Genomic DNA, 12662 nt, shown 5'->3' with positions numbered 1-12662 from the left:
CTGCAAGAATGGCTGCGATTCCGCAGATTCGCGTCACGAAGAATTGGCATCGCTAGGCTCCGATTCGCAGTCGGACGGCTTGAATATGCCGGTTTCATGTAACGGCCATGAAGAAGAGGCTGAATCCCAATATGACGATAGGGATTCAGCCTCTTCTTGCGTGAGCAATTCTCGATTAGTGAATGTCGCGGAACAGGCCGATAACCTTGCCCAGAATCGTAACGTTCGGCAAAATGATCGGTTCCATGGAGGAATTTTCCGGCTGAAGCCGGATATGATTCTTCTCCTTGTAGAACGTCTTGACCGTCGCTTCGTCGTCTTCCGTCATCGCGACGACGATCTCGCCGTTGTTCGCGGTCTGCTGCTGACGCACGATGACATAGTCGCCGTCGTGGATGCCCGCTTCGATCATGCTCTCGCCCATGACGTTCAAGATGAACACGCTGTTGTCCCCGACAAAATGGGCCGGGAGGGGGAAGTACTCTTCGATGTTCTCCGTCGCGGTAATCGGCACGCCGGCCGTTACCTTGCCGACGATCGGCACCTTCGAGACGGCGAGCGGAATAATGCCGTCGACGCCTTCCTGGTCCAAAATTTCGATGGCGCGCGGTTTGGTCGGGTCGCGGCGGATGAGGCCTTTCTTCTCCAGACGGTCCAGATGCCCGTGCACGGTCGAGCTCGATAATAATCCGACAGCTTCGCCGATTTCGCGTACGGAGGGCGGATAGCCTTTCTCCCGGACTTCATTCTTAATAAATTCCAGAATCGAATGCTGCCGGTTTGAAATCTTCGACACTGCGATCACTCCAGTTAGTAGGTTTGTAGCAAATTATAACATAGAACCGGAGTTCGTACAAACATAAGTTCTCAAGTACAGAAGTTCGCATTTTGGGGTTGACACCAAACGTCTGTTCGTGTAATCTGAGAACAGAACAAATGTTTGGGGTGTTGATAATGATGATGACAAGTCCAAGTTTTTATAGAACGATACATAAGCGCGAAGAGAGCGGATCGTCGAAGCTGCGGCGCATTGCCAAGCATTTGGCAAGACGCCATGCGGTTAAGCTCCTCGTTAGCGTCGCCGTGTTCGTATTGCTGTTCACGAGCTTCCTGATGATGGGAACCGATGCTTCGGGTACCGCTCCCGCTTCCGCGACCCCTCAGGAGCAAGTCGTCACCGTGCAGGCCGGCGATACGCTGTGGACGATCGCGAAGCGGTTCGGCAGCGAGAACGAAGATGTCCGTTATGTGATCTATTTAATTAAAGACCGGAACGAGCTGCGGTCGGCGGACATTAAGCCCGGCCAGAAGCTTATTATTCCGGCCGTCTAGCTCTAAGCCAGCCTCGATTGCCTGTCAGACGACATAACCGATCATAATATAAATTAAACTTTCCGACGAACGGATTGGAGAAATCCGGCTCAGTTGGAAAGTTTTTTTGCTTTTTCCGCAGGGTGTAGTATCATTCTATACGTCTATTAAAAAAGGGGAGGAAGGAGAGAGAGGATGCTGCAAATTGATAGGTTAAGCCATTCGTTTAAAAACGGTAGCGAAGTTACGGCCGTGCTGCGCGATATAAGCTTCCGGGTACACAAGGGCCAAATGGTTGCCTTGCTCGGCAGCTCCGGTTCGGGCAAATCGACGCTGCTCCATCTAATGGCGGGCCTCATGAAGCCGACGGAAGGCGATATTTTAATAGCCGGACATAACATCGTGTCGATGAGCGAGAACCGGTTGGCCGAATTCAGGCGCCATCATATCGGATTTATTTTTCAGGCTTACGAATTGCTGGCCAATTTGACCGTCAGGGAGAACATCGAGCTTCCGCTTGTCTTTCAATCGGTTCAGCCATCGGTTAGACGAAAGAAGGCGCTCGCGTTGCTGGAGCAGGTCGGCATCCCCGAAAAAGCCGAATTGTTCCCGTCCCAGCTGTCGGGAGGCCAACAGCAGCGCGTGAGCATCGCCCGATCGCTCATTACGGAGCCGTCCGTCATCTTCGCGGACGAGCCGACCGGGAATTTGGACACGCGAACGGAGGAGGAAATCCTCGCGATTCTTAAAGAGCTGAACAAGGCGCTCGATACGACCTTCGTCATCGTCACCCACGAGAGGGAAGTCGCCGCGCAGACCGAGCATATTTTATCGCTTCGGGACGGCTATCTGATTACGGAGAGGCAAGGGTTTGCAGAAGCTTCGTTGACGGGAGGGCCGGCCATTGCGATTACGTGACATTACGCGCCAGTCTTGGGACCAGGTGAAGCGGAGGAAGGTCGTCACCGCGCTGTGCGCGGCAGGAATCTCGATCGGCTGCGCGGCCATCATCGTCGCGATGAGCATAGGGGAATCCGCACAGATCTACATCGAGCAGCAAATGAACAGCTATTTGAAGATGGATGAGATTACGGTGCGGGCCAACAACGGCGCGCTTGCGGACGATTCGGGCGGCACGGCGGACAGCGATTCGCTGCAGCAAGGCCGGCTCACCGGCCAGAAGCTGGACATTATGCGCCAGATCGCGCATGTGAGCGCGGCGGCCCCTTACTTGCAGATCGGTCATATGCAGATGACGACGATGGATAATAAGTCCGCGCAAAATCCGACGGAGCTGCTGGGGACGGATCTCGAGACGCTTGCAAGCTTCGGACATTCTTTCTTGTACGGAGGACTGTCGGACATGCAGGGGACGATCGTGCTCAGTTACGGGGCGACGCTCGGCCTTATGGATGAAGAAACGAGAGACAATCTCCAGAAGCAGATGAGCGGAAATTACTACGACGAGTCGCTCATCCGGCAGATGGAGAGTCTTAACCGCGTGCCGGGCGAGCTGTATCAGAAGCAGGTCCGTTTCGTTCAATACACGCCGGAAGGTGAAGCATACAGCATGCCGCTGCGCGTCGTCGGGGTATTGGCAAAGCCAAGCGGCTCGACCGAGGATTCAATCGTGTATGACAAGAAAGGGTATATCTCGCTGGAAACGGCCGAAATGCTGAAAAAGGAGCTGAAGCTGGACGGCGAGAGGAACGGTGCATTTGACACGGTCATCGTTAAGGTAGACGATCAAGCGTACGTCGAGCAGGTCGAGAAGCAAATCCAGAAGCTGACGGTGACGACGGAAACGAACCTGTATCAGAAGGAGCGGCTTGCCGGGGAATTCAAAATTTTGAAGGCGGCCGCTCTCGGAATCGGCGTATTTATTTTGATTATCGCTTCGATCTCGATCGTCGTGGCCATGACGATGTCTACTTATCAGAGAAGAAGGCAGATCGGCATTATGAAGGTGCTGGGCGCGAATTTGAGCCAAATTCGGAACCTGTTCATCGTGGAAGCGGCGCTGCTCGGTCTTCTTGGCGGCTTGCTCGGCGTCATGTTCTCCTACTGGATCGTATGGGGGATCAACGGCTTGATCTACAGGCTGGCGAGCGAGCAGGATTCGGTCATCATTTTCATTCCGCTCGCAACGATACCGGTCGGCATGGCGTTCGCGCTCGCGACCGGCATCTTTTCCGGCATATATCCGGCCGTTAGCGCCTCGCGGACGGATGCATTGACGGCCATAAGGCGCGATTAATTATGGGGGTTAAAGGGAGAAACGGACAATGAAGAAAAAAATAAAATGGGCAATTATCGGTTTGATTCTCATCGCGGTCAGTTTCGGTTTGTACCGGATCGGCAATCCGCCAAGGCAGACGGTCATCATGAACGAAGCGGAGCAAATTACGTTCGAGGTAACGAAAGAGACGCTCGTTAATACAATAGAAGTAAAGGGGAAATCGTTGTACGAGCAGGAGACGCCGGTCTACGCCCCGTTCAGCTCGGAAGTGACGGCGTGGAACGCAACGGACGGACAGCAGGTGACGAAAGGAGACGTCCTCTTCCGCCTTGACCGGACGGCCGCGCAAAACGAAATTTCGCAAATGGAAGCCGCATTGCGCAAGGCTCGGCTCGAGGCGGAGCTTAACCGCTATTTGAGCCAAGCTTCGGACGAGTTGACGCCTCTTGCCTCTTCCGATGAAGAGAGGAAGAAAACACTGGTCGAACGCGAGGCGGCCCGCCTTCAGAGCGAACTCAATGAGGTGACGGCGGACATTCAGGAGAGCGAGCTGGCGCAAAAAAAGAAAAAGCTGCGGGAGGCCGATTTCAAATCGCCGGCGACCGGCATTTTTCTGTACGAAAGCCCGGGAAAACGCCCGCAGGCCGTCGGGGAGAACGAATACATCGGCAAGGTCGTCGATTTGAAGAAGCTGCAGTTCATCGCGCTTGTCGGGGAACAGGACGTATTTCGAATCAAGCCGGACATGCCGGTTCAAGTGAAAATGAACGCGATGAAGGATTTGGAACTGGAGGGAACCGTCCAGAAGGTGTCCAAGTTCGCCAAAACCGGCACGGACCAGAACAATCTCGATCAGGCGGCGCAGTTCGAAATTATTATCGCGCTCGAGCCGAACGAGCATTTAATCGCCGGATTAAGCTTGAACGGCGCGATCGAAACCGAAAGAAAGGAGCTCGCCGCCGTCATCCCGTCGATCGCGATCATTAGAGAGGGCGGGAAGCATTATGCGATGGCGGATGCCGGAGACGGCCGTTTTGAGCGAAAGGAAATCAAGATCGGATTGGAAACGCCGGAGAAGACGGAGGTCACCTCCGGCTTGAAGGAAGGCGACCGGGTCGCCTTGCCGTAAATAGCGGGGGAATTGCGGTTCGACCTGCATCGTTGCCTTGACAACGGGGTGTCGAAATGTAAAAGTAAAGAGTAGAGTGTCCGGACAGCAGGAGAGGGGTGGAGCAGATCATGGAAATCGAGAAATTGGTTGCGCGCATCAACGAGCTTTCCCGCAAAAACAAAACGGTGGGCTTGACCGATGCGGAAACGGCGGAAAGAGACGAGCTGCGCCAACAATATTTAAGCAACTTCAGGCGGAACTTTCGCCAGCAGCTCGATAATATTACGATTGTCGACGGCGACGATACGATCAAGCATTGACGGCTGCCGTCGCTCAATTCATTTAATATCCTTCAGGAGGGTGATTAGATGAAATATAATCTGTTAGGGAAGAGCGGTCTCGCCGTGTCCGAGCTGTGTCTCGGCACGATGACGTTCGGCGGCTCTACGGGCGAAGAGGAATCGATCGAAATGATCGACCGCTTCATTGACCTTGGCGGCAATTTTCTGGATACGGCCAACGTGTACGTAAGCGGCCGTTCGGAGGAGATCGTCGGCAAGGCGATCAAGAACAAACGGTCCGACGTCGTGCTCGCGACGAAGGTCAGAATGACGACTTCCGATAACGTCAACGGCGTCGGGTTGTCCCGCAAGCACATCATGGACGGCGTCGAAGCGAGCCTCCGCCGCTTGCAAACCGATTATATCGATTTGTACCAGGTGCACGTGTGGGATCATGCGACGCCGATCGAGGAAACGCTGCGGACGCTGGACGATCTCGTGTCGTCGGGCAAGGTCCGGTACATAGGCTGTTCGAACTTTTTCGCATGGCAGTTAATGAAGTCTCTCGCCTGCAGCGACGCGAATCGATACGTGAGATTCGCATCGATCCAGCCGCAGTATAGCTTGGTCAGCCGGCAGATGGATCGAGAGATGCTGTCGCTTTGTTTGGAAGAGAAGGTCGGCGTCATTCCCTGGGCCCCGCTGGGAGGCGGCTTCCTGACGGGAAGGTATTCACGCGAGACGCCGACGGAGGGGCGCTTAACCTCGAAGGTGGGCGAAAGCGCATGGATTAACCGCGCTTCGGACAAAAACTTCGTCATCCTGGACGCGCTGCTCGAAGCGGCCGCCGAGCTCGGGAAAACGCCGGCCCAGGTTGCGCTGAGATGGCTGCTGCAGCGCGAAGGCATTACGTCGCCGATATTCGGGGCAAGCAAGCTGGAGCAGTTCGAAGATAATATCGGCGCGGCGGGCTGGGAGCTTCCGGACGACGTTTGGCGCAGACTCGACGAGGTTAGCGCGCTGCCGGCCGATTACCCGAACCGTTTTATCGAGAAATTCCGCAGACCGTTTGAATTGGGTTAACAAATAGGAGGAGTCAGCTTGTCACGTTCTTGGGAGCGCAAAGTGCGCAAAAACATGAGCAACGTCAATAAACAGCGGAAGAAGCAGGGCGCGGGCCAAATCGTATTCAACGCCGATAAATCGGAAAAAATCGTCGGCCGTAATTTCATCGCTCCCATTCTATTGCTATTGTTCATCGGTCTGTACGTCATTCTTATGCAAAGCGCGGAAGGGTTCCGGACGGACACGATGTTCTGGATCACGATCGGCTGCTATATCCTGCTCGCATCGCTATTCTACTTCCGCAGGCCATACCTGACGATCGGCAAGGACTATGTTCAGACGCGCCGGTTTACGGGGGACAAGCGGATGACCGCTTCCGCCATCAAGGGCATTAGCGTTCAGCCCGGCTACGTCGTCATCGAACCGGTCAAGGGGGCGAACTGGGTATTCTCGCGCGTGATGAACCGTTACCCGACGGAAGAAATGGGCGAGAAGCTGAAGACATTCGCGCAATCGAACGGCATCAAGTACGAGCAAAAATAAAAGGCAGGAGCGTTCAAACAACAATGGCTAAACAAGCAGTTTTATTCGACTTGGACGATACGCTGCTGTGGGACGACCGCAGCGTGAAGGAAGCGTTCGAAGCAACGTGCAAGGCCGCGGCGGCGGAGACGGGGGTTAATCCGGAGGAGCTTGAAGAAAGCGTGCGCCGCGAGGCGAGGGCGCTTTATGAATCCTATGAAACATTCCCCTTTACGAAAATGATCGGCATTAATCCGTTCGAGGGACTTTGGGCGCCGTTCCGCGAAGGGGAGCAGGAGGAGTTCCGCCAGCTGGAGCGGCTTGCGCCGCAATACCGCAAGGCGGCTTGGACGCAAGGCCTCAAGTCCCTCGGCGTCGACGACGAAGAGCTGGGAGCGAGGCTTGCCGAGCAATTTCCGGCGGAGCGGAGGTCCCGTCCGATCGTATATGAGGAGACGTTCCGCCTGCTCGACGCGCTCAAAGGGAAATACAAGCTTCTGCTTCTGACGAACGGATCGCCGGATCTTCAGCGGGAGAAGCTTGCGGGCGTCCCGGAGCTGGCTCCGTATTTCGACCATATTATTATTTCGGGAGAGTTCGGCGAAGGAAAGCCGGCCGCATCGATTTTCAAGCACGCGCTCGAGAAGCTCGGCATCGAGCCGGAGCACGGCATCATGGTCGGAGACAAGCTGACGACCGATATTTTGGGCGCGAATACGATCGGCATGACCTCGGTCTGGATCAACCGCCACGGTACGGTTCGCGACGACGAAATCGTGCCGACGCACGAGATCAAGCATTTGGAGGAGCTGCTGAAGCTTCTGGAAAATTAGCAGCAAGTCACTTGCCGCACATAAAAAGCCCCCGCCGTCAGCGCTTGCTGCATGCGGGGGCTTGCCTCATAAGTTCGGCTTTACGCTTTGTTGAAAGCTTCGTCCGCGTACGGATGCGCGATCCAGCCTTCCGTCTCGATGAACAGGCGAACGGCGACGATTTGACGGTTCTCCATCAGCGTGAAGAAATGCGGCTTGTATTCCGGTACGGAAATGACGTCGCCGGCTTCCAGCTCCACGTCAAAGTAGCCGACGTCGTCCGTGCCTTTGATAATGAAGATCCCTTTGCCCGCCGTAATGGCGCGCACTTCGTCCTCGGTATGCGTATGGACGTTCTCGAATTTTTTGAGCAGCTCCTCGAGATTCGGCGTCGCGTCGGACAACGCGATGACGTCCCAGGTCCGGTAGCCGCGGCGTCCGGCCAAATCGCGAATTTCTTCATCGAACGTCGCGAGAATTTGCTGCTTGTCTTCGTCGGAGAGCACGAACTTCTCCTGCAGACTCGCTTCTAATTTATTCGGATCCCAGTGCTCGTACAGTACTTCCTGCTTCTCCAGAAATGCCCGTACATTCTCTTCCCCTTGAATCCGTTCATCCGTATTCCGAATTCTTATTTCCGCCATGAACATTCCCTCTTTTCCCATAGAGATTAAATGATAGGCCCATTATAAAACAAATCAAAGGTATTGTCGATGGATGCTCCTTTTCACCGGAAGGGTATTCTGATAAACTATTGGTTAATGATTTCGGGGGGAAGGGTGCATAATTTTGTCGAGACCGACTATACAACAACTGCTGCAGGAGCGCATTCTCATTTTGGACGGTGCCATGGGGACGATGATTCAGCAGGCAGACTTGAATGAAGACGATTTCGGAGGGGCGGAGCTCGACGGCTGCAACGAGATGCTCGTGCTTACCCGACCGGACGTCATCCGCACGATTCATGAGCAGTACCTGGAAGCGGGAGCGGACATTTTGGAGACGAACACGTTCGGCGCGACCAGCGTCGTTCTGGCCGAATACGATATTCCGGAGAAGGCAAGAGAAATCAACCTCGCGGCGGCTAAGCTTGCCCGCGAAGCTTGCGATAAGTACAGCACGCCGGACAGGCCGCGGTTTGTCGCAGGCGCGCTCGGGCCGACGACCAAGACGCTGTCGGTTACCGGAGGCGTGACGTTCGACGAGCTGGTGGACAGCTATTATGAACAGGCGATTGCCTTGATCGAAGGCGAAGTCGACGCCCTGCTGCTCGAAACGTCGCAGGATACGCTCAACGTGAAAGCGGGCAGCATCGGCATCCGGAAGGCGTTCGAGACGACCGGCCGCGAGCTGCCGATCATGATCTCCGGCACGATCGAACCGATGGGGACGACGCTCGCCGGGCAGAACATCGAGTCGTTCTATATCTCGCTCGAGCATTTGAAGCCGATCTCGATCGGGCTTAACTGCGCGACGGGTCCGGAATTCATGCGCGACCATATCCGGTCGCTCAGCGAAATCGCGAAGGCGGCGGTCAGCTGCTATCCGAACGCGGGCCTGCCCGACGAGAACGGGAACTACCACGAATCGCCCGAATCGCTCGCGAAGAAGATGGCCGCTTTCGCGGAACAAGGCTGGCTCAACATCGCCGGCGGCTGCTGCGGGACGACGCCGGACCATATCCGAGTGATGGCGGAGACGATGGCCGCCTACAAGCCGCGCACGAAGCTCGGCGAACACCCGAACGCCGTATCGGGCATTGAGACGGTGTACATCGAGCCGGATAACCGCCCGATCATGATCGGGGAGCGGACGAACATCTCGGGGTCGCGGAAGTTCAAGCGGCTGATCAAGGAAGAGAAGTTCGACGAGGCGTCGGAAATCGCCAGATCGCAGGTAAAAGGCGGCGCGCACGTCATCGACATTAACCTGCAGGACACGGATATCGACGAGGCTTACGCGGTGCATCATTTCCTGCCGCAGGTCGTCAAGAAGATCAAAGCGCCGCTCATGCTCGATTCCACCTATGACCATATTATTGAGCTCGGGCTCAAATATTCGCAGGGAAAAGCGATTATTAATTCGATCAATCTCGAGGACGGGGAGACGAAGTTCGAGAAGATCATTCCGCTCATCCATCGCTACGGCGCGGCCGTCGTCATGATCCTGATCGACGAGCGCGGGCAAGCGGTCAGCCGCGAAGCGAAGATGGAAGTGGCGGAGCGCTCGTACAATCTGTTGGTCGATAAGTACGGCTTAAATCCGGAGGACATCATTTTTGACCCGAACATGTTCCCGATCGGCTCAGGCGATCCGCAGTATATCGGCTCCGCCGTCGAGACGCTCGAAGGGATCCGGATGATCAAGGAGAAATTCCCGCTTGCGAAGACGATCCTCGGCCTGAGCAACATTTCGTTCGGCCTCCCCGACGCGGGCCGCGAGGTGCTCAATTCGGTATACCTGTATCACGCGACGAAGGCGGGGCTCGACTACGCCATCGTGAACACGGAGAAGCTGGAGCGTTACGCCTCCATTCCGGAGGAAGAGCGCAAGCTGGCCGAGGAGCTCATTTACAATACGACCGACGAGACGCTCGCCGCGTTCGTGGCCGCGTTCCGGAACAAGAAGGTTGAGAAGAAAGAGAAAGTGTCGAACTTGACGCTGGAAGAGCGGCTCGCTTCCTATATCGTGGAAGGAACGAAGGAAGGGCTCATCCCCGATTTGGACGAAGCGCTCAAAAAATACGCGCCGCTGGACGTCATCAACGGTCCGCTCATGCGCGGCATGGAAGAAGTCGGCCGGCTGTTCAACAACAACGAGCTGATCGTGGCCGAGGTGCTGCAGAGCGCCGAGGTGATGAAGGCTTCCGTCAGCCATTTGGAACAATTCATGGAGAAGAACGAATCGTCCGTGAAGGGCAAAATCATTTTGGCGACGGTCAAGGGTGACGTGCACGACATCGGCAAAAACCTCGTCGAGATCATTTTGTCGAACAACGGCTACAAAATAATTAATCTCGGCATCAAGGTGCCGCCGGAGCAGCTCATCGAGGCGTACCGGAAAGAAAAAGCGGACGCGATCGGTCTGTCCGGGCTGCTCGTCAAATCGGCGCAGCAAATGGTCGTCACCGCGCAGGATTTGCGCACGGCGGGCATCGACGCTCCGATACTCGTCGGCGGGGCGGCGCTTACGCGCAAATTTACGAAAACGAGAATCGGTCCGGAATACGACGGTCTCGTCCTGTACGCGAAGGACGCGATGGACGGGCTCGATATCGCGAACAAGCTGATGGATCCGGAGCATCGCTCGCGTTATGAGGAAGAGATGGCCGCTTTCAAAGCGTCGGGAGGAGCGGACGAAGACGAGAAGAAGCCGCTGCCGCAATTGACCCGCGCCGTCCGCTCGAACATTTCGCCGGATGCCCCGGTGTTCGCGCCGCCGGATCTGGACCGCCACGTCCTTCGCGACGTGCCGCTCCCGCATATTATTCCTTACGTCAATATGCAGATGCTGCTCGGGCATCATCTCGGCCTGAAGGGCAACGTCGAAAGCTTGCTCAAAGAGAACAACGAGAAGGCGGTGCAGCTTAAGGCGACCGTCGACGAAATATTGCGTGAGGGCAGCGAAGAAGGCTATATCAAGGCGCACGGCATGTACCGCTTCTTCCCTGCTCAGTCGTCCGGCAACGATGTCATTATTTACAGTCCGGACGACAAGGAGAAGGAAATCAAGCGGTTCACCTTCCCTCGCCAGCACGTGGAGCCGTTCCTGTGCCTCGCCGACTTCCTGAAGCCGGTCGAGAGCGGCATAATGGATTACGTCGGATTCCTCGTCGTAACGGCCGGCCAAGGCATTCGCGAGCTTGCGAACCGCTGGAAGGACAGCGGCGATTATTTGAGGTCGCACGCCCTTCAGTCGGTCGCCCTTGAGGTCGCGGAAGGCCTTGCCGAACGCGTGCATCATATGATGCGCGACATATGCGGCTACCCGGATCCGGCGGATATGACGATGAAGCAGCGGCACGGCGCGAGATACCAGGGTATCCGCGTGTCGTTCGGCTATCCGGCCTGCCCGAATCTGGAGGATCAGGAGCCGTTGTTCGACCTGATGAAGCCGGAGGATATCGGCGTCGAGCTGACCGAAGGGTTCATGATGGAGCCGGAGGCGTCCGTATCCGCGATGGTGTTCGCGCATCCGGAAGCTCAGTATTTCAACGTCGAGAAAGTATAAACGAGCACGATTTGCGCGAAGCGGAGCCCTCCGGCGTTCGGAATACCGAGCCTTAAGAGGGCTCTTCGTTTCATAATCGGCTCCGGCAAGACAGATGCTAGTAACGAGGTGATCGGGTAATGAAAATATGGTTTTTGGGGACTGGCGCCGGCCGGCCGGGCAAACATCGGAACGTGACGGGCATCGCGCTTCAGCTGCCCGATCCGAGCTGCCATTGGTGGCTGTTCGACGCCGGCGAGGCGACCCAGCATCAGCTGCTCCGCACGCCGCTGAAGCTGAGCAAGCTGGAGGCGGTATTCGTTACGCATCTTCACGGCGATCATCTGTACGGGCTGCCCGGCCTGCTCAGCAGCCGTTCCTTCGACGGCGGCATTACGCCGCTCAGACTGTTCGGACCTCCCGGTCTGAAGCATTACGTCGATACCGTATTCGGGATCAGCGGCACGCAGCTCGATTACGAGCTGCATATCCACGAATTGACGGCACCCGAAGGAGAGATTTGGGACAACGGAACGGTCCGGATCGAAGCGGGGGCGCTGGAGCACCGGATCGCTTGCTACGGTTATCGCGTGACGGAACGAGAGCAGCCCGGCAAGCTGCTCGTCCATAAGCTGGAGGAGCTCGGGCTGACGGCTGGACCTTTATACGGCAAGCTGAAGCAAGGGCAGTCGGTCGCCCTCGAAGACGGCACGCTTATCCGTTCGGAGGATGTGACGGGGGAGGCGAAGCCGGGCCGAGTCGTGACGATACTCGGCGATACGAAGCCTTGCGCGAACGTGGTCAAGCTGGCCAAAGGCGCGGATCTGCTCGTGCACGAAGCGACGTTCGCGCGCGGGATGGAGGAGAAGGCGCATGAGTTCGGCCACAGCACGACGGCGGAAGCGGCCGAAGCCGCGGCGGCAGCGGGCGCGAAGCGGCTTGTGATGACGCATTTTAGCGGCCGGTACGGGAGCGAGGATTTGATTCGATTGGAAGCGGAAGCCGCCGAGCGATTCAAGCCGGTCACGGCCGCCGTCGACTTGATGATGCTGGAAGTCAACCGCGAATAACATCGAGCTCAAAGCAGCCCGATTCGCTAAGGATAGCGCCTC

General features: G+C 56.4%; 12 protein-coding genes. 10 read left to right on the top strand and 2 right to left on the bottom strand.

Features of this window, described 5'->3' with window-relative positions:
* Positions 1-175: 175 nt before the first annotated feature.
* Positions 176-796 (bottom strand): transcriptional repressor LexA, encoded by a 621-nt coding sequence (lexA, locus tag IDH41_RS14670; protein ID WP_190862247.1) that lies wholly within the window; start codon positions 794-796, stop codon positions 176-178.
* 164 nt (positions 797-960) lie between these two features.
* On the opposite strand from lexA, the gene yneA reads away from it, so the two are divergent.
* From yneA to IDH41_RS14630, 8 genes are all read left to right on the top strand, one after another.
* Positions 961-1332, top strand: a complete 372-nt coding sequence (yneA, locus tag IDH41_RS14665; protein ID WP_190862246.1) for a cell division suppressor protein YneA — start codon at positions 961-963, stop codon at positions 1330-1332.
* A 174-nt stretch (positions 1333-1506) separates the two neighbouring features.
* Positions 1507-2229 carry an ABC transporter ATP-binding protein gene (locus IDH41_RS14660; RefSeq protein WP_190862244.1) on the top strand — a complete coding sequence of 241 codons (723 nt, stop codon included), beginning with the start codon at positions 1507-1509 and terminating at the stop codon, positions 2227-2229.
* Entirely contained in the window at positions 2216-3568 is a 1353-nt protein-coding gene (locus IDH41_RS14655; RefSeq protein ID WP_190862242.1) for an ABC transporter permease, read from the top strand. Before IDH41_RS14660 ends, IDH41_RS14655 begins: the two co-directional genes overlap by 14 nt.
* Before the next feature lie 28 nt (positions 3569-3596).
* Positions 3597-4679 carry an efflux RND transporter periplasmic adaptor subunit gene (locus tag IDH41_RS14650; protein ID WP_190862240.1) on the top strand — a complete coding sequence of 361 codons (1083 nt, stop codon included), beginning with the start codon at positions 3597-3599 and terminating at the stop codon, positions 4677-4679.
* A 110-nt stretch (positions 4680-4789) separates the two neighbouring features.
* Positions 4790-4981: a DUF896 domain-containing protein gene (locus IDH41_RS14645; RefSeq protein WP_190862238.1), complete on the top strand. Its 192-nt coding sequence runs from the start codon at positions 4790-4792 to the stop codon at positions 4979-4981.
* 48 nt (positions 4982-5029) lie between these two features.
* Positions 5030-6025 (top strand): aldo/keto reductase, encoded by a 996-nt coding sequence (locus IDH41_RS14640; RefSeq protein ID WP_190862236.1) that lies wholly within the window; start codon positions 5030-5032, stop codon positions 6023-6025.
* Between the two features lie 18 nt (positions 6026-6043).
* Positions 6044-6550, top strand: coding sequence for a hypothetical protein (locus IDH41_RS14635; protein ID WP_190862233.1), 507 nt, complete (start codon positions 6044-6046; stop codon positions 6548-6550).
* Between the two features lie 23 nt (positions 6551-6573).
* Entirely contained in the window at positions 6574-7362 is a 789-nt protein-coding gene (locus IDH41_RS14630; protein ID WP_190862231.1) for an HAD family hydrolase, read from the top strand.
* Between the two features lie 80 nt (positions 7363-7442).
* On the opposite strand, the gene IDH41_RS14625 is transcribed toward IDH41_RS14630, so the two are convergent.
* Entirely contained in the window at positions 7443-7985 is a 543-nt protein-coding gene (locus tag IDH41_RS14625; protein WP_190862229.1) for a 1,2-dihydroxy-3-keto-5-methylthiopentene dioxygenase, read from the bottom strand.
* A gap of 205 nt (positions 7986-8190) precedes the next feature.
* Here IDH41_RS14625 and metH point away from each other — a divergent pair, with 205 nt between their 5' ends.
* Positions 8191-11571, top strand: coding sequence for a methionine synthase (gene metH / locus IDH41_RS14620; RefSeq protein ID WP_397328001.1), 3381 nt, complete (start codon positions 8191-8193; stop codon positions 11569-11571).
* Between the two features lie 119 nt (positions 11572-11690).
* Positions 11691-12620 (top strand): ribonuclease Z, encoded by a 930-nt coding sequence (rnz, locus tag IDH41_RS14615; RefSeq protein WP_190862225.1) that lies wholly within the window; start codon positions 11691-11693, stop codon positions 12618-12620.
* Positions 12621-12662: the final 42 nt, after the last annotated feature.

This window comes from Paenibacillus arenilitoris (assembly GCF_014705655.1).
In the GTDB taxonomy this organism is placed as follows: Bacteria; Bacillota; Bacilli; order Paenibacillales; family Paenibacillaceae; genus Pristimantibacillus; species Pristimantibacillus arenilitoris.
Note: the sequence above shows the minus strand (reverse complement) of the source record. Positions and strands in the feature narration are given on the sequence as shown.